Genomic DNA, 21,027 nt, shown 5'->3' with positions numbered 1-21,027 from the left:
CGCCGCTCGGCGCCGCGCGAAGCGGGCCGTCGGATGGGCCGCATGCTCGATGGTTTCCCGGGTTGTCCCGGCAGACGGGCTTGCGGCGGAGCAGCCTGCGAGGGGCTCGACGCCTGGCAAGGATCGGGTCATCCCGATCCTTGCCAGTATACGCAAGCCGCCTGCCGAGAACAACCAGCAGATCAGGCGGCGCCGTAGACGAGGACTTGGGCGACCAGCAGGATGCCGCCGAAGATGAGCACGAACAGCACCATAGGCCACACGAACTTGAGCCACTTGGAGTACTTCATGTCCAGCATGGTGAGCGTGGCCAGCACGAGGCCGGTGGGCGCGAGGTAGAGCATGGCGTACTGGCCCCACTGGTAGGCGCACACCACCACCGAGCGCGGGATGCCCACGGTGTCGGCCAGGGGCGCCATGATGGGCATGGACAGCACGGCCAGGCCCGACGACGAGGGCACCACGAAGCCCAGCAGGAAGAAGATGAACATCATGACGATGATGAAGATGGGGCCGGCCATGCCCTGCACGAGCCCCGACGACCAGAACAGCAGCGTGTCGGAGATGAGCCCCTGCTCCATGATGAGGTTGATGCCGCGCGCGAGCCCGATGATGAGCGACACGCCCACGAGGCTCGACGCGCCGTGGATGAACGCGTCCACCACCTTCTTCTCGGCGATGCCCGACAGGAACATGATGATGATCGCGATGGCCAGAAACGATGCCGCCATCTGAGGGAACCACCAGCCCTGGCTCACGACGCCCCACACCATGATGGGGAACGCCGCCACGAACAGCACGAGGATGGCCTTCTTCTTCAGCGTGAAGCCGCTCTTCCTGGCCTCTTTCGTCTCCCCCGTCTCCACGTTGTACAGCTTCGCGAACTTCTCGCGGTCCTCGTAGGTGTAGGAGAACGTCGGGTCGGCCTTGATCTTGCGGCTGTACCAGTAGAGGTAGGCGATGACCACGACGGCGCCCACGATGCAGCCGGCGATACGCCATTCGATGCCCTGCGTGAAGTTCACGCCCGCCGCGTTCGAGGCGATGACCACGGAGAACGGGTTGATGGTGGAGAACGTCGTGCCCATCGAGCCGGCCAGGAAGATGGCGCCCACGCAGATGATGGAGTCGTAGCCGAGCGCCAGGAATATGGGCACGAGGATGGGATAGAAGGCCACGGCCTCCTCCTCGAGGCCGCAGGTGGTGCCGCCGAGGACCATGAGGGCGCTCACGAGGAACACGAGCAGGAACTCGTGGCCCTTCGTCTTCTTCGTGAGGGCCATGAGGCCCGATTCGAACGCGCCGCTCGCGTTCACGACGCCGATGAGGCCGCCCAGCACGAGGATGAACACCATGATGTCGGCGGCCTCCACCGTGCCCGACACCATGCTCACCGTGATGTCGGCGATGCCCTTGGGCTGCTGCTCCAGGCGCTCGTAGGTGTTGGGCACCGAGATGGGCTTGGACAGCGCGCCGGACGTGAACTGGTCGATGCCGATGTTCACGCCGATGGCGTCGAGCTCCTCCTGGGTGGCCGGGATCTCGCTGACCTCGCCTTGCGGGCTCGTGATCTGCAGCGTGCCCGCGTCGGGGTTGTACGCCAGCTTCGCGTACTGGCCCGCCGGCACGAACCAGGTGGCGGCCACCGCGACGATGGTGAGCGCGAACAGGATGGTGAACGCGGTGGGGAAGCTGAGCTTCCTCTTCTTCTTGGGCGGGTCCTCCTTGGGCGAGGCGGTGCTGGTGGGCAGTGTGGCTTCCGTCGACATGCGCTGGTCCCCTTTCGTCTACCTTCGTCGTTTCGTTCGATACGCTTCGGACGTTGGCCCCATCGTGTCGCGCGAGCGGGTGCGCGGGCAGTCCTAACCTGGTGGTAGGAGCGGGTGTATTTCGGTTGTAGGGGCGTTTGAGCTGGCGCGTTGCGGCGAATCGTCTATACTGTTCGAGACGTGCGCCCCTCGGGGCGCGTGGTGCCGACGACGAACGAGGACGCGCATGGATCTGGGGCTCGGGCTTTTCTACTACACGCTCATCGTGCTGCTGGCCGTCATCCTGACGGCGGCGACGTGCCTCGCCTCGTACTTGGTGACGCGCAACAAGGCGTACCGCTACGCGTTCGCCGGCTTCCTGTTCTACTTCTTCGACGTGGCGCTCGTGTTCCAGGACGATTTCCTCATGCAGCGAGCCTCCGACGCGTCCGCCTCGCCCTTCTTCATCGGCAGCCCTGTCGCTTCCGTCCTCGTCGGCGGCGGCGCGCTCATATCGTTCTGGCTCGTGCTGTGCGAGTACCTGGAGGAGGATAGGCCGGCGGTACGCTGGATCCCGGGTGCGGCGTTCGTGCTGGCAAGCTTCGCCGTGCTTCTGCTCGCGCCCGAGGGCAACGGCCAGATGTTCCTGTTCTACAGCATGCGCGAGGCCATGCTGTACGCGATGCTCGTCTACCTCGCCGCTCGCTACATCGGCACGCGCGACGACGTGTTACGGCTTCGCATGCGGCGCCATCGTGCTCTGTACGGCGCGCTATGGGCGCTCGTCACCTGCGTCCTGCTTGAGAACGTCGTGTTCCTGCTGGTCATCGACCCGCATGCGATCGCAGGTCAGAGGCTGCCCTTCTTCCCCGAGCGCAACTTCGCCGAGAACGCGCTCGTGCTGTGCTGCGGCTTCGCCGCCTGCACGAGCGCGTGGCGCAGCCTGTCGCTACGACGTACCGAACCGCCCACGCAGGGAGGCGCATCGCTCGAGACGTTCATCGACCAGAATCTCGCAGCCTACGCAGCCGCGCGACAGTTGTCGAAGCGCGAGGCCGAGGTGCTGCGACTCGTGCTGCTGGGCAAGGACAACCAGAACATCGCCACATCCATGCATCTTGCGCCGAGCACCGTCAAGGTGCACATGCACCATATCCTCCAGAAGGCCGAGCGGGCTAACCGCAAGGAGCTTATCCAGGATTTTTGGGAATTCTCCTAGAAGATTCGCCCGCGCTGTCAGGATTCGCCCTGCTCGTTCGTATTGCAGGTGAAACGGCGTTGCCCGAAGAACGACAGGAACGGACTCTATGCGCAAACGACAACCCGATACCGAGGCGCAGCGGCTCGTGCAGACGTACGCCGACCTCATCCTGCGACTTGGCTACACGTATCTCAAATCCACGCACGACGCCGAAGACGTCTGCCAGAACGTGCTGATCAAGCTGCTGCAGACCGATCGCGCCTTCGAGAGCGCCGAGCACGAGCGTGCCTGGATCGTGCGCGCGACGGCGAACGCCTGCAAGGACGTGTTGCGCAGCGCGCGACGCCGCACGTCGGTGGCGCTCGACGCCGTCGCGGAGGCGGCCGCGCCCGAGGTTCCCGACAGCGCCGTACTCGAAGCGGTGATGGAGCTGTCGCAGCCGTTTCGGGAGGCCCTGTACCTGCACTACTACGAGGGCTACACCGCGCGCGAGATCGCGGACATGACGGGCGGCACCGAGGACGCCGTGGCGGCCCGCCTGAGCCGCGGACGCAAGAAGCTGCGCGCCCTGTTGGAAGGAGCGGACGATGATCGATGAATACAAGGAAGCCCTCGACGAGCTGCGGTTCTCGCCCGAGGCCAAGCGACGCATGGCGCAGCGCATCGAAGCGGTCGCCGCCGCAGAGCCCCTTCCCCGTCCGACACGGCGCTCGCGCGCCCTTGTGATAGCCGCAGCCGCAGCCGTGCTGGCCCTGGCAGTAGGCTGCACGGCGTATCTTGCAGGAGCGTTCGTGAGCTTGGAAGACTTCGCCGAGGATCTGTTTGGGGGCGCACCGTCGCAGACGGAGGTGATCGACAAGATCGGCCGCCCAATCGGCGCAAGTGCCGTTTCGAACGGTGTTGCGATCACAGCAGATGCGGTGATCGGCGACAACGAACACTGCGTTGCGGTGTTCAGTATCGCCCGAACCGACGGCATGCCGATCGAGGGCGTCGATACGATTTTGGACAAGTCGTTTACGACGGTCTTCACTGGTGCACAGCTGTTCAGAGTGGGAGACACCAAAGTAGGCCCGGAATACTGCTTCTACGACGCCGATCCTTCCGACAACTCCGTGCAATGCATCGTGAAGATGACTTCGTTCATAGGAGGCGACTCGTTCATAGGCAAGATCATGCACGTCGAACTAGGAGATTTGGCGACGGGAGAAATGACGGCAGGCGGCAAAACCACTCTCCCGTCCCTCCAGACGGTCATCGAAGGATCTTGGAACATGAGCTTTCCGCTCAACTACGAGGACGCATCGATTGAACTGAGCGCCGGGCAACGGACGAAGCTCGACGGCATCGACGTCGCAATCGACTCCGTAGTCCTCTCCCCCATCGCCATCGTAGTCGAATACACAGCAGACGAGCCACTCATGACGAAAGATGAAGAAACGGGAAAGCGCAGAGGCTCCGCAGGCATCGACGTTCCCATAACGGTGAATCTGCGAAACGGCTCGTCTATCGACGTACCGTCTGTCGGCGCCATGAACGATGGAGGAGCCACCAAACGCCGCGCGGACCTTATGTTCGACAAGATCCTCGACCTCGACCAGGTGAAGTCCGTCACGGTCGGAGGCGTGGAAATCCCGATGCCGTGAAAAACGCGAAGCGGCCGGGAACGTTCGATCCCGGCCGCTTCGTCCCGAAAGAGGACTGCCGCCCCGCTTTCGGCTCGTGCGCACAACGTCGCTAGGCGCGCTTGCCGGTCAGCAGGTTGATGACGGCGATGAGAATGATCGAACCTATCAACGCCACCAGGAACGACCAGAGGTTGAACCCGGTGAATCCCGCGGCGCCGAAGAAGCTCATGACGAAACCGCCGATCAGCGCACCGACGATGCCCGTCACGATGTTCTTGACGAGGCTGCCGTCCGTCTTCATGATCATGTTCGCGATCCAACCGGCCAAGCCGCCGATGATGATCCATACGATGATGCTCATAGCAGTTCCTTTCCTCGAAGCTCATAGGTGATGCTGACGAGGATAGACGAGCGTTGCGCTTAGAACAGCCTGACCAGAAAGCCGTATGCAGCCTGTAGTCGGTTGGATGCCGCCCCGTGAGCGGCGTCACGCCGACGGACATCATCATCGCTCCGAAAACACGCCTCAGCGCACGAGGCGTGTTTTCGGAGCGATGATGGCTTCCAGGCAAGGGCAAGGTCGCGGCCACGAGGGCTGCGCCGACGGAAGCATGCATTCTCGACGCAAAAAAGGCTGGAGATCGATCTCCAGCCTTTTCGTTCATCCGATGCTCAGGCGAGCTACTTGATCGGCGGGGTGCCCTCGGCGTTGCCGAAGATGGCGTCGATCTGCACGAACGCGTCCATGGGCAGCGCAGCGGTGCCGACGGCGCGGAACGCAGGGGTGCCGGTGAAGTAGCGGGCGCACACGTCCTCGACGGCAGCGAGGTCGTCGATGTTCTTCAGGTAGACGTTCACCTTGACGGCGTCTTCCATCACGTGGCCGACGTTCTCGATGATGGCCTTGATGTTCTTGCATGCCTGCTCGGCCTGCTCGGCAACGCCGCCAGCGACGAGCTTGCCCGACGCGGCGTCGACGCCCAGCTGCGCCGAGATGTTGTTGTAGTGCGAGAACGCGACGCTCTGCGAGGACAGCGGGCTCACCGGAGCAGCGTCCGTGTCGTTGGCCTCGATGATCAGGCCGTGACGGGCCTCCACTTCCTGCGGCGGGGTGCCGTCGCCGTGCGACACGACGGCCTCGATCTGCACGAGCGCGTGCATCGGCAGCTCGGCAACCTCGACCACGGTGCGGGCCGGCATGTAGGCCACGGCGCGGGCGATGCCCGAATCGGGGAAGAAGCGCGTGTACACTTCGTTCACGGCATCGATGTCGGAGAGGTTCTTCAGGAAGACGGTGACCTTCACGATGTCATCGAACGGGACGTCGATGCTCGTGAGGACAGCCTTGATGTTCTTGAGGCACTGAGCGGCCTGCTCGGCGACGCCGCCGACCACGATCTGGTTCGACACGGGGTCGATGGGGAGCTGAGCCGAGATGTTGTTGTAGTGCGAGAACGCCACGGTCTGCGTGGACAGGGCGTCGTAAGGAGCGTTGTGCGTGTTGTTCACGTACTTGACGAGGTCGCCGGCCTGGGGCTCGTTCGGGATGGTGCCCTCACCGTTGGTGATGAGCGCCTCCACCTGCACGAGCGCGTCCATGGGCAGCGCCGCAACAGCCATAACCGTGCGGGCAGGAAGATACGTGGTGAAGAAGGCGCGGTACACCTCGTCGACCACGTCCATGTCGCGGATGTCGCGCACGAAGACGGTGATCCTCGCGACGTCGTTCAGCGAGTGGTCGATGCTCTCGACGATGGCCTCGAGGTTCTCGAAGCACTGCTCGGCCTGCTCGAAGATGCCGCCCTCGACGATGGCGCCGGTCTCCGGGTCGATGGGGAGCTGAGCCGAGATGTTGTTGTAGTGCGAGAACGCCACGGTCTGCGCAAAACGGTCGTTCTGAGGGGCCTCGTCCGTGTTACGAGCCAATACTACGTTATCAGCCATTGATCGTATCCTCCTTTTGGGGGCTTCGCTGTACGCTCCTTAAGGAGCGCTCCGTATTCGGAGGGCTGTAGTATAACGTTTTGTGCAGATGCACAAAACGTTTACGCGAAGATTTCCAACCAACGGTAACGCACGCATCAGACCGCTCGCCGCCAATTTTGGAACCCCCTGCGCGCACCATGCAGAAAACAGAATCGTAAGGTGCGTTTCATGCAGGATTATCGCGCCTACCGTTCACCGATTGCTATCCGGCCTTCTCAGCGTTCGTCACACGATGACCACAAGTCGCCACGCATCCCATCGGAAGCGTGAACGCTTCCGATGGGATGCGTTCACGCCGCTGAGCATAAAAAAGCAGGCCACCGGTTTCTCCGATGACCTGCTCTAAGTTGCTGGTCGGGTTGACAGGATTTGAACCTGCGACCCCTTGACCCCCAGTCAAGTGCGCTACCAAACTGCGCCACAACCCGTTGTGCTTGCCCGGTTGCTCTTGCGAGCTTCCCAAACAGCGTTGACTATCTTAACGGTAACCTGCCGGCTTTGCAAGAAGAAATTTACATCTTCTTCAAGCCCGGGGAAAGCCGAAGGCGTTCAGCCCCGTCCATCGCACTTCGCTACGCCAGGAACTGCATGGCCTTGTTGAGAATCTCGTCGGCGAGGCGAGTCTTGGACATGCGGGGAAGCTCCTCGACGTCCTGATCGTCCACGAACCATACCACGTTGTCGTCGGCACCGAACGCGCGGCCGCCTCCCACTTCGTTAGCGACCACCAGATCGGCGTGCTTGGATACGAGCTTCTTCTCGGCGTTCGCCACCACGTCGTTCGTCTCGGCGGCGAAGCCCACCACCACCTGCTGCTCCTTGCGCTCGCCCAGCGTGGCCAGGATGTCCGGGTTCTCGACGAGGTCGATGGTGCCCAGCTCGGCGTCGGCGATGCCCTTCTTCAGCTTATGCCCGGCCGCCTCGCGCGGACGCATGTCCGCCACCGCCGCCGCGAAGATGGCGATGTCGGCGTCTTCGAAAGCGTCCTCGGCCGCCGCGAACATGTCGCGCGCCGTCTTCACGTGCACCATATGCACGCCTTGCGGGGCGGGCAGCGACACGGGTCCCGAAATAAGCGTCACGTCGGCTCCGCGAAGAGCCGCAGCGCGGGCGAGAGCGTAGCCGGTCTTGCCAGAGGAGTGGTTCGAGATGTAGCGAACCGGGTCGATGGGCTCAACCGTGGGGCCCGCGGTGATCATGACACTGCGCCCGGCCAGGTCGCGCTTCACGCCCAGCTCGTCCAGCGTTGCCGACACGATGTCGTCCACCTCGGCCAACCGGCCCTTGCCGATGTCGCCGCACGCCAGGTAGCCGTCGCCTGCGTCGATGAAGCGCGCGCCGCGGATATGCAGCTTGCCTATGTTGTAGCGCGTGGCGCCGTTCTCGTACATGTTCACGTTCATGGCCGGCGCGATGACGAGCGGCGCGGTGGTGGCCAGCGCCGTGGTGGTCAAGAGATCGTCGGCGATGCCGTTCGCGATCTTCGCGATGACGTTCGCGGTGCACGGCGCGATGAGGAACACGTCGGCCTCCTGCGCGAGCGACACGTGGTGGATGGGGTCGGACGGGTCGTCGAACAGGCCCACGGCCACCGTCTCGTGCGTAAGCGCACGGAACGTCGTGGGTCCCACGAACTCGGTGGCATGCTCGGTCATGACCACCTTCACGCGCACGCCCGCCTTCTGCAGGCCCCGCACGATCTCGCACGATTTGTAGGCGGCGATGCACCCCGTCACGCCCAAAAGCACGGTCTTCTGCGCGGGGTTTGCCGCGCCTTCGTTCACGTTAGTCACGAGAGCCCTCCTCTATATGCGGGCGCAGCACGTCGGAAAGCACTCGAAGGTGCGCGCGGCTGCGGTCGAGGCAGGGCACGTACGTGAAGCTTTCCTCACCGGGCGTGCGACCCGCCTGCTTGATCTGGTCGAAATAAAACGGCTTGAGCTCGTGGTCGATGTCGTAGAGCGTCTCCAAACAATCGACGGCGAAGTTCGGGCAGATGAAGAACACGCGTCCCACCCCGGTTTCCGCCCAGCGCGTCAGCACGTCGCGCGTGTACGGGGAGAGCCATTCGCGGCCCTTGTCGAAACGGCACTGGTAGCCGATGGTCCAGCGGTTGCGGTCGATGCCCAGCTCGCTGGCCACCTGCAAGCTGGTGGCGCCCGTCTGCAGCTCGTAGGTGTCCCCCGCCTCGATGTCCACGAGCGGGATGGAATGGTACGAGAACAGCACTTTATCGTCAGAGTCCACCTTGAAACCGGCATGCTCGATGGACGCAGCGATGGCGCGGATGTAGGTGGGGTCGTCGTGGTAGTTGTCGACGAAGTCGCACGGCACGTCCCAACGCGCCTTCTTGAGCGCGCGCTCCACGCTGTCGGACACCGAGCCGGTGGTCGAGTAGGCGCTTTGCGGGTACAGCGGAAGCACGATGAGACGCGTGCAGCCCGCGCCCTTGAGCTCGCGCACGCAATCGAGCACCGACGGGTCGCTGTAGCTCATGGCGCAGCGCACCGCAACGTCCAGCCCCTCGTCCTCGAACGCGGCCCCCAGGCCGGCCTCCAGCTTCTGATGGGCGATGGTGAACGGCGATCCTTCGTCGGTCCAGATCTTCTGGTATTTCTCGGCAGACGCGCGTCCCCGCTTCGGGAGGATGAACAGATGGAGGACGAACCACCATCCTGCCCGGTTCATCGGCGCGATGCGCTTGTCCATCAAGAACTTGGCGAGATATTTCCGCACGGCGCGGGGCTTGGGCACGGTAGGCGTGCCGGTGTTCACTAGGAGCACCCCCGAGCGCTTCCCCTCTGGCACGATGTTCATCACCTTCCTGCGGAGTAGACATGACGAAACGGTTGAATTCCGCCCTGGAAAATCTGTTATAGTTTAGCCCATTGACTATCGACAGGGCAGGTGAATGGAGAAAGAACCGAAAAAATCGGCTGTGGAATCGACGTCGCGACAGGCCGAAACGTCCGATCGGGAACCCGAAGCCGGCTCCTCCCCCTGCGAAAGCCCCGAACCGCATCCGGGCATCCTCCGCGAGATCGGCAAAGAGGCGCGCGAGCAGGTCCGTCCGAACCAGGGATACCTCAAGATCGACTACTTCACGCTGTTCTGGCTGTTCGTCGCAGGCAGCGTGTTCGGCCTCGTAGTGGAGACGGTGTTCCACGCCATCGTGTACGGCGGCTACGAAAGCCGCGCCGGCCTCGTGTGGGGCCCGTTCTCGCCCATATACGGCGTGGGTGCGGTGGTGCTCACGGTGTCGCTCAACCGCTTCTACCACTCGCACAACCTCATCATCTTCCTCATAGCCATGCTGCTGGGCTCGGTGATGGAGTACGCGACGAGCTGGCTCATGGAGGTGCTGTGGGGCGCCATCGCCTGGGACTATACCGGCACGTTCGGCAGCATCAACGGCCGCACGAACTTCGCGTTCGGCGTGATGTGGGGGCTTCTGGGCCTCGTGTGGGTGCGCACGATCCTGCCGTTCATCAAGCGGGTGTTCTCGCACGTGGATGCCAGGAGCATGCTCGCACGCCTGGTCACCGCGGCGCTCAGCCTGTTTATGGCGCTGAACATCGCCGTCACCCTGCTCGCGCTCGACCGCGAGGGGCAGCGCGCCGCGGGCGTGCCCGCCACCACGTGGGAACAGCGGTTCTTCGACGAGCACTTCCCCGACAGCTACCTGCAATCCCGCATGCAGAACATGAGCGTGTACGGGAAGGGATAGGCTACAGCCGCGGCCTCGGGGCGCCTTCCAGCAACGCTCGCACTTCCTCCCCCGCCGTCGTGCGGCCCGTGCTGCGGGAGGCGAGGTCGTCGAGCGCTTCCTGCAGGTCGGAGGGCAGGTTGTCCGCGAAGCGCAGGCCCTCCCCCGTGACGGGATGCTGGAACGACAGCTGGAACGAGTGCAGGAACTGGCGGTCGAGGCCGAGGTCGGCCGCAGGCGCGCTCGGCGCGCCCGACGTGTACGCCGGGTCGCCCACAAGAGGGTGCTTCGCGTACTCCAGATGCACGCGTATCTGATGGGTGCGCCCTGTGAACAGCTTGCAGTCGATGAGCGTGTAGCCGTCGTCGCGCCCCCCGTGCTCGAAGCGCTCGAGCACCCGAAACGTCGTGATGGCCTCGCGAGCCGACGGCGTGTCGCGGACGGCCATGCGCGTGCGCTCCTTCTCGGCGCGCGCGATGGGAGCGTCGATCATACCGGTGTCGTGGGCGATCACGCCGTGCACGAGCGCCAGGTAACGTCGGTCGACCGCGCGATCGCGGATGTCCGACATGAGGGCATAGCCCGTCTCGTCGTTCTTCGCCGCCAGCATGAGGCCGCTCGTGTCGCGGTCGAGGCGGTGCACGATGCCCAGACGGTCGTCCTCGCCCTGCACGTTGCACAGGTTCTCGGCGCCGCAGTGGTAGATGAGGGCGTTCACCAGCGTGCCGTCGTCATGGTCGACCGACGGATGGCACACGAGCCCCACCTGCTTCGACAGCACGATGAGGTCTTCGTCCTCGAAGCGTATGTCCAGATCGATGGGTTGGCCGCGCAAAGGGCCGGGCTCTACCGGCTCCTCAACCTGGTACACGATCGTGTCGCCCGGCGCCACGGGATGCTTCTTCGCAACCTCCGCGCCGTTCACGAACACGAGGCCGTCGTCCACCGCGCGCGCAGCCGCGCTACGGCTGGGATACAGACCGCGCGCGGCCAAAAGCGCATCGAGGCGCTGACCCGCGTCGTCGGGTGCTGCGACGTAGCTCAACATGCGGCTCATCGCGCGTCGGTTCCTTCGCCTTCGCCGTCGGACGCGGCAAGCTCTGCGGATAGGCGATCCTCGTGGCGCCAGCTGACGATAACGCCGACAAGGAATAGCACGAATCCGCATGTCACGCCAATATCAGCCACGTTGAACACGGGGAAGTCGATGAACACCGGCTCGATGAAGTCCACGACGTAGCCTAACGCGAAGCGATCGAACGCGTTGCCGAGGCCGCCCGCCACCACGAGCGCCGCGCCCACCACCTGCACGATGTTGGGACGATACGCTAGGAAGAACAGATACACCGTGAGCAGCACGCATACGATCAGCGACATAACGCCCAGAAGGAACGTGGAGTCGCCGAACATGCCCCAAGCCGCACCCGTGTTGTGAACGAGGTGGAACCGCACGAGGCCGAGCAACGGGCCCGTGATCACCTCCCCCATGGAATACGAGCCGTTGAAGTAGTTCTTCGTGAGGGTGTCGAGAGCGAGCCATGCAAGCACGACGATGCCGAACACAAGCGTGTGACGCGAGCGATCGGCCTTCAATTGCCGGGCTTCTTCCTCCGAAAAGGCGGCTTCCTTCGAATCGCCTCGCTCGTCCGAAAGGGTCGGAACGCTTTCGGACGAGGCCGCATCGATTCCATCGACCCGCTCCGGTCGTTCGGGACGACGCGAGGAGGGCTGCTTGTCGGGCGATTCCGTATCCAAGAACCTATTCCCCTTCCGCGAAGCCGATGGCGTCGAGCGCATCGCCGCAGCGCTCGCAGACGGATCCGTGGTTCGCGTTGCCGCCGAGCGCACGGTGGTTCCAGCAGCGCGGGCATTTCTCGGCCTCGGTCTTCGAAACCGTCGCCGCCAGCTCCTCGCCTTCGGCGAACGACACGGACGCCACGATGAACAGCTCCTCGAACACCGCCGCGTCATAGCGCTCCACCGCGTCGAGCACGGCGCGGGGCGCGGTCACGACGACGGCCGCCTCCTGGCTCTTGTTCACGACCTTCTGGCCGCGCGCGTCCTCGAGCGCCTTGGTCACGACTTCGCGCACGCCCATGATCACGCCGAAGTCCTCGGACACGCGCTCCCCGTCCGCGGGGATGGCGGGCGCGAAGTCGGACGCCTTGGGCCAACCGGCCAGCTGCACGTTCGTCGGGCGGCCTGCGCGCTCGCGCATGGCCTGGGGGTAGTGCTCCCACACCTCGTCGGTGGTGAACGAGAGCACCGGCGCCAGCACGCGCACGAGCACCTCGAGGATGTTCATCAGTACCGTCTGCACGGCGCGGCGGCGCGGCGAGTCAGGCGCCTCGGAGTACAGGCGGTCCTTCGTCGCGTCCATGTACACGGCCGACAGGTCGTTCACAATGTAGTCGTACACGGCGCGGTACACATAGTGGAACTTGTACGCGTCGTAGGCGGCGCTCACGTCGTCCAGCAGGTGCTTCGTGCGCACCATGGCCCACTGGTCGAGGGGCTCGAGCGCGTTCCAATCGGACACGGCGTCCTTCTGATCGTCGAAGTCGTCCAGGCTGCCCAGCAAGAAGCGGAACGTGTTGCGGATGCGGCGGTACGCCTCGGAGGTGCGTTGGAGGATCTCGTCGGAGATGCTCACGTCCTGCGAGTAATCGACGCTGGCCACCCACAGGCGCAGCACGTCGGCGCCGCTCTTCGCCATGACCTCGGCCGGATCCACGCCGTTGCCCAGCGATTTCGACATCTTGCGGCCTTCGCCGTCCACGGTGAAGCCGCAGTGCATGACGGCTTTGTACGGCGGCACGCCGTACGCGCCCATGCTAGTGAGCAGCGACGACTGGAACCAGCCGCGGTGCTGGTCGGAGCCTTCCAGGTACATGTCGGCCGGGAAGCGCAGACCCTCGGCCTCGCGATGCTTCAACACGCTGGTGTGCGACACGCCGCTCTCCCACCACACGTCGAGGATGTCCTTCTCGGGGGTCAGCTCGGTGCAGCCGCACGTCTCGCATTTCACGCCGCGCGGCAGGTACTCGGACGGCTCGCGCGTGAACCACGCGTCGGCGCCCTCGCGGTAGAACAGGTCGATCACCGCGTCGAATGTCTGCTCGTTCGCCACGGTGGAGCCGCACTTCGCACATTTGAACACGGGGATGGGCACGCCCCACGAACGCTGGCGCGAGATGCACCAGTCGGGACGGTCGGCCACCATGGATCCGATACGGTTCGAAGCCCACGCGGGAATCCACTCGACGTCGTTCTCGATGGCCTTGAGCGCGTTCTCGCGCAGGCTGTTCTTGTCCATGGACACGAACCACTGGTCGGTGGCGCGGAAGATGACCGGCTCGTGGCAGCGCCAGCAGTGCGGGTAGCTGTGCAGGATCTCCTTTTGGGCCACCAGCGTGCCGCGTTCGCGCAGCCATTCGATGATGACCGGGTTCGCCTCGTCAACGTCGAGGCCCGCGAAAGGGCCCGCCTCGTCGGTGAGAACGCCGTTGTCGTCCACCGGCATGAGCAGCGGCACGTCGAACTCCAGCGCCACGAGGTAGTCGTCCTGACCATGGCCGGGAGCCGTGTGCACCGCGCCCGTGCCGGAGTCCAGCGTGACGTGGTCGCCGTAGATGATGGTGCCCTTGAGGTCCTGGCGGACGGGGCACGTGTAGGTGAGGCCGGTGAATTCGCGGCCCTTGAGCGCGACGGGCTCGCCGTCCTCGCCGCGCACGAGGTCGTAGGATTCCCAGCCCGCGATCTCGGCCACCTGTTCCACCAGCTCGCGCGCCATGATCATGTTGGAGCCGTCCGCCTGGACCATCACGTAGTCGGCGTCGGGCGCCAGCGACACGGCCGTGTTCGCCGGAAGCGTCCAGGGCGTGGTGGTCCAGATGAGCACGTAGGCGTCGCCCGCAGCGCCTGCAGTCTCGAACATGCCGGGCATGATATCCATCTTGAACTTCACGAAGATGGACGGCGACGTCTCGTCGGAGTACTCGATCTCGGCCTCGGCAAGCGCCGTGTGGCAGCGCTTGCACCAGTGGATGGGTTTGCGGCCGCGGTACACCAAGCCGTCGAGGTACATCTGCTTGAACACCTCGACGTTGCCCGCCTCGTAGTTCGGCGTGAACGTGAGGTACGGATGCTCCCAATCGGCGTTCACGCCGAGGCGCTTGAAGCCCTCGCGCTGCACGTCGACGTATTTCTCAGCCCATTCGCGGCAGAGGCGGCGCAGCGTGGGCTGGTCGATCTTGGCCATTTTGTCGGGGCCGAGGGTCTTCTCCACCATATGCTCGATGGGCTGGCCGTGGCAGTCCCAGCCGGGCACGTAGGGCGTGAAGAACCCGCGCTGCGCATGGGACTTGTTCACGAAGTCCTTGAGGATCTTGTTGAAGGCATGGCCGATATGGATGGGGCCGTTGGCGTACGGAGGGCCGTCGTGCAGGATGAAGGGCTTGCCGTCCTTGTTCTTCTCGAGAACCTGCTCGTAGATATGCTCTTCTTCCCACTTGGCCAGACGCTTCGGCTCGCTCTCGGGCAGGTTAGCCCGCATCGCGAAGTCGGTCTTCGGCAGGTTCATCGTTTCTTTGTACGTGTTCGCCACGGGTGCCGTACCTTTCCTCAAAGCATGTGCGCTTCTGTCGCCATAAACCGCTATAGTATAGTGGAACGAACGCCGTTTCCGGCGAGCCTGCCCGCACTTTTCAAAATTGCGACACAGGAGCGCGACGCTAAACGGTATACTTTTAACGATCGCATATTCACAGCGGGAAGCTCGGGTTTTTCCGACCGCTGCAGTTTCAAGGAAGGACGCGTCGTATGCCGATGAACTTCGAGATCGTCACCGATTCCAGCTGCAACCTCGTCGAGGACATGATCGACGAATTCGGTCTGCATATCCTGCCCCTCACCTTCATGGTGGACGGCGAGCAGTATCAAAGCTATCTCAAGGGGCAGCACACCGACCTCAAGCAGTTCTACACGATGATGCGCGACGGCAAGGTGATCACCACGTCGCTGCCGAACCTGGCCGACTCCGAGGCGCTCATGCGCGGGCTGCTGGAACAGGGACGCGACGTGCTGTACCTGGGCTTCTCCAGCGGGCTGTCGGGTACCTACGAGGCCGTCGAGCTCCTGGTGAAGCAGCTGGCCGCGGAGTTCCCCGAGCGGAAGCTGCGCTCCGTGGACACGCTGGCCGCCTCGGGCGGCGAAGGCCTGCTCGTGTGGCACGCCGTGCAGCGCGCCCGAGGCGGCGCCTCCATCGACGAGGTGCGCGACTGGGTAGAGCAGCACAAGTTGAACCTGGCGCACTGGTTCACCGTGGACGACCTCATGTTCCTGTTCCGCGGCGGGCGCGTGTCGAAGACCGCGGCGTGGGCGGGCACCATGCTCAACATCAAGCCGGTCATGCACGTGGACGACGAGGGGCGCCTCATCCCCCTGGAGAAGGTGCGCGGACGCAAGAAGTCGTTGCACGCCCTGGTGGACCACATGGAGAAGACGGCCATCGCCCCCATCGACCAGCAGATGGTGTTCATCACGCACGGCGATTGCCTCGAGGACGCCGAGTACGTGGCCCAAGAGGTGAAGGAGCGCTTCGGCGTGAAGGAGGTCGTCATCAACTACGTCGACCCCGTCATCGGCGCCCATTCGGGACCTGGCACCATGGCGCTGTTCTTCCTGGCCGACAAGCGATAGCCTGGCGTCCATTGTCGATTTTTCAACCTGTTGGGGGTCGGGGCAGACATGCCGCGCGCAGTTCCGACCTCCTCAGGCCGGCTTTCTCGAAGGGTTCGCGGCTGCATATCGCTTGCGTCCGGCTTCGCTTTGAGAACGTCTACTTGTAGTCGGCCGGGTTCTTGCTGGCGGAGCTGGTGTTGCCCTCGCCTCGCAGCTCGCGGCCGAAGCGGACCGCGGATTCGCCGAACTTGTCCTTGACAAGGTCGGTGGCCTCGATGAGCCCGCGGCGCTTCCTCTCGTCTAGGATGGCGGGCTGCACGTCGTCGTCGCTGGGAGCGGCCTCGGCGATGTCGAACAGGCTGCCCTGCACGCTTCCGTCGCCGTCGAACCCGGTCATCGCCACGCCGATGAGACGCACGGGCATGCCGGGGCGCCACAGCTCGTCGGCCATGCGGCACAGAAGCGGCGTGTAGGCGAACTCGTCGTCGCTGGGCGCCGGCAGCTGACGCTGCACCGAGCGCACGCTGCGGTCGTCGTAGCGCATGCGCAGGCCCAGGGTGCGGCCGCGCAGCCCCTTGCGGCGCAGGCGGCGCCCCACTTTCGCGGCGATGGTGGCGATGGCCCCCTCCACTTCCTCGCGCGTGGTGAGGTCTACTGCGAACGTCATCTCGTTCGACACCGATTTCACCGTGTCGTCCTGCTCCACGGGCGCGTCGTCGCCCCCGTTCGCCCGCACGTGCATGACGCGGCCGTTCTTGCCGAACGCGCGCAGCAGCATGCCTTCGTCCGCATCGGCCAGCTGGCCGAGGGTGCGTATGCCGCGGGAGTGCAGCTTCTCCTCGGCTGCGGCTCCGATGCCGCTCATCGTGCGCACGGGCAGGGGCGCGAGGAAATCCCGCTCGCCTCCGGGGTACACCACGGTCAGCCCGCGCGGCTTGTCCATGTCCGAGGCTATCTTCGCGACGGTCTTCGACGTGCCCACCCCGATGGAGCACGTGACGCCCAGCTCCTCGACGCGCTGCTGGATACGCTGCGCGACGCGCACGGGATGCTCTCGGTTCACCGACGTGGGAGACACGTCCATGAACGCCTCGTCGATGCTGACCTGCTGCACGTGCGGCGTTTCGGCGCGCAGTATGTCCATGATGGCGTTCGACATCTCGCGGTAGCGGTCGAAGCGGCCGTGCGTCCAGATGGCGTGAGGGCACAGGCGCTTCGCCGTGGAAGAGGGCATGGCGCTGCGCACGCCGTACGGGCGCGCCTCGTAGGACGCCGTGGACACCACGCCGTGCTTGTCGGCATCGCCGCCCACGATGACGGGCTTGCCGCGCCAGGCGGGATGATCCAGCTGCTCGACCGAAGCGAAGAACGCGTCGAGGTCCACGAGCAGGATGGCCGGGCCCTCCCACGGCTCGAGCGGCATGGCGTAGCCGCCGCCGCTGGCGGGCCGTTCGGGATCGGTCTGTGGTGAATAGGATCGCATTGCGCGAATAAGTCTACCATGCCCTGTCCGGGCGTAATGAACTTGTGCTAGGATATTCATTCCTTGCCTCGAGCCACGAGGCAACATGCGGGGAGGGAGAGACATGACGATGACGCAGCGAGACACCGACGCGCTTCCCAGCGTACGAGCCTGCGTGACCGCGCTGCCCGAGCAGCTGCTGTCTCCTCCCTACGAGATGCGCTCGGAGATGAACTGGATCGACTTCTCGGGCACGGCGAACCCCTTGGGCACGCCCCCTTCTTTCATCCGCGCTATGGAGACCGCGCTCGCCGCCGGCGAGCTGAACTACCCGCCCGACCGCGAGGCTCACGCCCTGCGCAGCGTGCTGGCCCGCAAGTTCGGATTGTCCGTGGAATCGTTTCTCGTGGGCTCCACCGTGGGCGACATGGTGCGCGCCGTAGCCCAGACCTACCAGCCCTGCACCGTGGGTGTGGCCGTTCCCGGCCCTGTGGAGTACGCGCTGGCCGCAGGAAATGCCGGGCATCGCGTGGTTGAGATCGCCAGCCCCGCCGGCTTCACCGTGCCCGATCCGGCCGCGGCCGAGCGCCACGGCATCGTGTTCGACGCCGCCGTGCTGGCGAACCCGGGCTACCCCACCAGCCGCCTGCTGCCGAAGCCGACGCTGCTTGCCTACCTCGACGCCTGCACCTGGGTGGTGGTTGACGAGCGGTCCATCGAGCTCACGCTGGGCGGCGAGAGCATGGTATCCCTCGTGAACGAGCACCGCAACCTCGTGGTGGTGCGCTCGCTGTGCGAGCCGTTCGCCATGCCGGGCATCCCCATCAGCTACTGCATCGCGCATCCCGACACCATCGCGCAGATCACGCGCTTTTACGACAGCTCGTGCGTGCCGATGTTCGCCGAGGTGATCGGCGAGCTGGCGCTCACGGAGACCGAGCACCTCGAGCGCACGCGCGAGTTCTTGGACTCCGAGATCCCCTGGCTGCAGTGCATGCTCAACCTCATCCCCGGCATCGACATCTTCCCCGCCGAGGCGAACTACGTCATGTGCACGTTCGACGCCGGCCCCGACCTGGCGCTAGGGGTGGCGAACACCGACGAGCTGGCCCAGCGCCTGCAATTGGCCGGGTTCCTCGTGCGCAAGCTGGAAGGAACTCCCGCGCTCGAGGACAGCCGCTACTTCTGCGTTGCCGTGCGCACGCGCGAGGACAACGAGAAGCTGGTGGCGGCCCTGCGCGAGATCGTCGTGGGCTGCTAGGGCGCAGCTCGCCTTGACACACACCGCCTGCGCTCAGGATGACAGTCGGGGCCTACTTCACCTCGTAGCCCGCCTCTACGATCGCGGCGGCCAGCACGTCTTCCGGCACGTCGTGCGCAAGCTTCGCAGTGGCGGTGCCGGCATCGAGATCGACGACGGCCTCTTCCACGCCCGCCACGCCTTCCAGCGCCCTCTTCACGTGGGCGACGCAGTGCTGGCACATCATGCCTTCGACGTTCAGGGTCTTCTCCATGGTACTCTCCTTTTCGTTGGGGTTGTCGGACTCGGTGCTGTCGATGGGCGCGGACGCGGGGGCGTCCGACGGTGCCGCAGGGAGGTCGGGCTTCCAGCCGCGCAGGCGCAGGGCGTTCGTCACCACGCACACCGAGCTCAGGCTCATGGCGGCCGCAGAGATCATGGGGTTGAGGTTCAGGCCCATGAACGACAGCGCGCCGGCGGCCACAGGAATGCACACGGCGTTGTACACGAGCGCCCAGAACAGGTTCTGCTTGATGTTGCGCAGCGTCGCGCGCGAAAGCTGGATGGAGACGGGCACGTCTAAAAGGTCGCTTCGCATGAGCACGATGTCGGCGCTCTCGATGGCCACGTCGGTGCCGGCTCCGATGGCGATGCCGACATCGGCGCGCGCGAGCGCGGGGGCGTCGTTGATGCCGTCGCCCACCATGGCCACGCGTCCTTGCTCAGCCAAGCGGCGGATCTCGCGCTCCTTGCCGTCCGGCAGCACGCCGGCGATGACCTCGTCGGCGCCCACCTTGCGCTGGATGGCGGCGGCCGTGCGCTCGTTGTCGCCGGTCAGCATCACCGTGCGGATGCCCATGCCCTTCAGCACGACCAAGGCGGCGGCGCTCGAGGGCTTCACCGTGTCGGCCACGGCGACGATGCCCAGAAGCTCGCCGTCCTGGGCGAAGAACAAGGGCGTCTTGCCCTCGTCGGCCAGCCGCCCGGCGGCCTCGGCGAACGTGCCCGTCTCGATGCCGCGGGCCTCCATCATACGCAGGTTGCCGGCGAGCGAGGGGTGGTCGTCCACGAGCGCGGCGACGCCTTCGCCGGGAATCTGCCTGAAGTCCTCCACCAGAAGCGGGTACACCTTTCGCTCGCGGGCGTAGGCGCACACGGCACGCGCGAGCGGGTGCTCGGAGCGGCCTTCGACAGACACCGCCAGCTCCAGCAGCCGCTCCTTGCCCACGCCCGGCGCGGCCAGCACGTCGGTGACGCTCGGCGCGCCCTCGGTCACCGTGCCGGTCTTGTCCAGCACCACGGTGCGCACGTCGTGGGCGGTTTCCAGCGCCTCGGCCGACTTGACGAGGATGCCGTTGGTCGCCCCGCGCCCCGTGCCCACCATGATGGCCGTGGGCGTGGCCAGGCCGAGCGCGCACGGGCACGAGATGACCAGCACGCTGATGGCGTGCGACAGCGCGACCTCCAGCGTCGCGCCACCGAGCATCCACACGGCGAACGTGACCACGGCGATGACGATTACCACGGGCACGAACACGCCCGATATCTTGTCGGCGATCTTCTCGATGGGAGCCTTCGTGGAGGTGGCCTCGTCCACGAGCCGGATGATGCCGGCCAGCGCAGTGTCGTCGCCCACGCGGTCGGCGCGCATAGTGAACCATCCGGTGCTGTTCAGGGTGGCGCCGGTCACGCGGTCGCCCGGGCGCTTGTCCACCGGCACGCTCTCGCCGGTGATCACCGACTCGTCCAGCGTGCCCGAGCCTTCCAGCAGCGTGCCGTCCACGGGCACGCCCTCGCCCGCGCGCACCGCCAGCACGTCGCCGACGCGCACGGCCTCCACGGGCACGCGCTCCTCGACGCCGTCCGCAAGGCGCACGGCCTCCTTCGGCGCGAGGTCCACGAGCTTGGCGATGGCGCCGGTGGTCTTGCCCTTCGCGCGCGCCTCGAAGTACTTGCCCAGCGTGATGAGCGTGAGGATCATGGCCGCCGACTCGAAGTACAGGTCCATGGCCGCCATATGCGAGGCGTGCAGGTCGCCCGCGCCCAGCGCGATGCCGATCTTGTAGATGGCGTATATGCCGTACGCCGAGGCCGCCGTCGAGCCCAACGCGATGAGCGAGTCCATGTTCGGCGCGCCGTGGACGAGCGTCTTGAAGCCCACGCGGAAGAATTTGAAGTTGACGAACACGACGGGCAAGAGCAGCAGGAACTGCGTGAGCGCGAACGTGAGCACGTTCTCGTCCCCCAGGAAGAACCCGGGCAGCGGCCAGCCGAACATGTGTCCCATCGACAGGTAGAACAAGGGGATCGTGAACACGGCCGACACGATGAGGCGCATGCGAACATGCTTGGCCTCGGCGGCCGCGTCGGCCAC

At 65.1% G+C, this 21,027-nt stretch carries 16 protein-coding genes and 1 tRNA gene; 6 read left to right on the top strand and 11 right to left on the bottom strand.

What is annotated here, in order from left to right:
- Window positions 1–182: 182 nt before the first annotated feature.
- Entirely contained in the window at window positions 183–1,769 is a 1,587-nt protein-coding gene (locus HMPREF1023_RS13435) for a YfcC family protein (RefSeq protein ID WP_009306976.1), read from the bottom strand.
- Window positions 1,770–1,995: 226 nt separating this feature from the next.
- Between HMPREF1023_RS13435 and HMPREF1023_RS13430 the strand changes: the two genes are divergently transcribed.
- The 3 genes from HMPREF1023_RS13430 to HMPREF1023_RS13420 all read left to right on the top strand — a co-directional run bounded on the left by HMPREF1023_RS13430 (window position 1,996) and on the right by HMPREF1023_RS13420 (window position 4,595).
- On the top strand, window positions 1,996–2,967 hold the full coding sequence (locus tag HMPREF1023_RS13430; RefSeq protein ID WP_009306975.1) for a LuxR family transcriptional regulator: 972 nt from the start codon (window positions 1,996–1,998) through the stop codon (window positions 2,965–2,967).
- A gap of 88 nt (window positions 2,968–3,055) precedes the next feature.
- Window positions 3,056–3,547 (top strand): RNA polymerase sigma factor, encoded by a 492-nt coding sequence (locus HMPREF1023_RS13425; protein WP_009306974.1) that lies wholly within the window; start codon window positions 3,056–3,058, stop codon window positions 3,545–3,547.
- A 52-nt stretch (window positions 3,548–3,599) separates the two neighbouring features.
- A complete protein-coding gene (locus tag HMPREF1023_RS13420) occupies window positions 3,600–4,595 on the top strand; it encodes a DUF4179 domain-containing protein (protein WP_232228728.1) in 996 nt (331 codons plus the stop codon).
- A gap of 91 nt (window positions 4,596–4,686) precedes the next feature.
- Here the strand turns inward: HMPREF1023_RS13420 and HMPREF1023_RS13415 are convergent, their stop codons facing one another.
- From HMPREF1023_RS13415 to hemH, 5 genes are all read right to left on the bottom strand, one after another.
- Window positions 4,687–4,938 (bottom strand): GlsB/YeaQ/YmgE family stress response membrane protein, encoded by a 252-nt coding sequence (locus HMPREF1023_RS13415; protein ID WP_009306972.1) that lies wholly within the window; start codon window positions 4,936–4,938, stop codon window positions 4,687–4,689.
- 320 nt (window positions 4,939–5,258) lie between these two features.
- On the bottom strand, window positions 5,259–6,521 hold the full coding sequence (locus HMPREF1023_RS13410) for a RidA family protein (protein ID WP_009306971.1): 1,263 nt from the start codon (window positions 6,519–6,521) through the stop codon (window positions 5,259–5,261).
- A gap of 393 nt (window positions 6,522–6,914) precedes the next feature.
- Window positions 6,915–6,991: transfer RNA gene (locus HMPREF1023_RS13405), tRNA-Pro, on the bottom strand.
- 144 nt (window positions 6,992–7,135) lie between these two features.
- Complete coding sequence (coaBC, locus tag HMPREF1023_RS13400) at window positions 7,136–8,356, bottom strand: bifunctional phosphopantothenoylcysteine decarboxylase/phosphopantothenate--cysteine ligase CoaBC (protein ID WP_009306970.1); 1,221 nt, start codon at window positions 8,354–8,356, stop codon at window positions 7,136–7,138.
- Window positions 8,349–9,380, bottom strand: coding sequence for a ferrochelatase (gene hemH / locus HMPREF1023_RS13395; RefSeq protein ID WP_009306969.1), 1,032 nt, complete (start codon window positions 9,378–9,380; stop codon window positions 8,349–8,351). The genes coaBC and hemH overlap by 8 nt, the downstream gene beginning before the upstream one ends.
- 94 nt (window positions 9,381–9,474) lie before the next feature.
- On the opposite strand from hemH, the gene HMPREF1023_RS13390 reads away from it, so the two are divergent.
- The gene (locus HMPREF1023_RS13390; protein WP_009306968.1) at window positions 9,475–10,290 is read left to right on the top strand and encodes a putative ABC transporter permease; all 816 of its coding nucleotides are present in this window, start codon (window positions 9,475–9,477) and stop codon (window positions 10,288–10,290) included.
- A 1-nt stretch (window position 10,291) separates the two neighbouring features.
- On the opposite strand, the gene HMPREF1023_RS13385 is transcribed toward HMPREF1023_RS13390, so the two are convergent.
- Genes HMPREF1023_RS13385 through ileS form a run of 3 tightly spaced genes read right to left on the bottom strand, consistent with a single transcriptional unit; the run spans window position 10,292 to window position 14,875 of the window.
- Window positions 10,292–11,326, bottom strand: a complete 1,035-nt coding sequence (locus tag HMPREF1023_RS13385) for an RluA family pseudouridine synthase (protein ID WP_009306967.1) — start codon at window positions 11,324–11,326, stop codon at window positions 10,292–10,294.
- Entirely contained in the window at window positions 11,323–12,024 is a 702-nt protein-coding gene (gene lspA, locus HMPREF1023_RS13380; protein ID WP_009306966.1) for a signal peptidase II, read from the bottom strand. The genes HMPREF1023_RS13385 and lspA overlap by 4 nt, the downstream gene beginning before the upstream one ends.
- 4 nt (window positions 12,025–12,028) lie before the next feature.
- Window positions 12,029–14,875, bottom strand: coding sequence for an isoleucine--tRNA ligase (gene ileS / locus HMPREF1023_RS13375; protein ID WP_009306965.1), 2,847 nt, complete (start codon window positions 14,873–14,875; stop codon window positions 12,029–12,031).
- 215 nt (window positions 14,876–15,090) lie between these two features.
- Here ileS and HMPREF1023_RS13370 point away from each other — a divergent pair, with 215 nt between their 5' ends.
- Window positions 15,091–15,969 (top strand): DegV family protein, encoded by an 879-nt coding sequence (locus HMPREF1023_RS13370; RefSeq protein ID WP_009306964.1) that lies wholly within the window; start codon window positions 15,091–15,093, stop codon window positions 15,967–15,969.
- Between the two features lie 139 nt (window positions 15,970–16,108).
- Here HMPREF1023_RS13370 and dinB read toward each other — a convergent pair whose 3' ends face one another.
- Window positions 16,109–17,434 carry a DNA polymerase IV gene (dinB, locus tag HMPREF1023_RS13365; protein WP_009306963.1) on the bottom strand — a complete coding sequence of 442 codons (1,326 nt, stop codon included), beginning with the start codon at window positions 17,432–17,434 and terminating at the stop codon, window positions 16,109–16,111.
- A gap of 103 nt (window positions 17,435–17,537) precedes the next feature.
- Between dinB and HMPREF1023_RS13360 the strand changes: the two genes are divergently transcribed.
- Window positions 17,538–18,674, top strand: coding sequence for a histidinol-phosphate transaminase (locus HMPREF1023_RS13360; RefSeq protein ID WP_009306962.1), 1,137 nt, complete (start codon window positions 17,538–17,540; stop codon window positions 18,672–18,674).
- 52 nt (window positions 18,675–18,726) lie between these two features.
- On the opposite strand, the gene HMPREF1023_RS13355 is transcribed toward HMPREF1023_RS13360, so the two are convergent.
- Window positions 18,727–21,027, bottom strand: a 2,301-nt coding sequence (locus tag HMPREF1023_RS13355) for a heavy metal translocating P-type ATPase (RefSeq protein WP_156788375.1), incomplete at its 5' end; no start/stop codon positions are given.

It is taken from the genome of Eggerthella sp. 1_3_56FAA (assembly GCF_000185625.1).
In the GTDB taxonomy this organism is placed as follows: domain Bacteria; phylum Actinomycetota; class Coriobacteriia; order Coriobacteriales; family Eggerthellaceae; genus Eggerthella; species Eggerthella lenta.
This window is presented reverse-complemented; position numbering and strand designations above follow the sequence as displayed.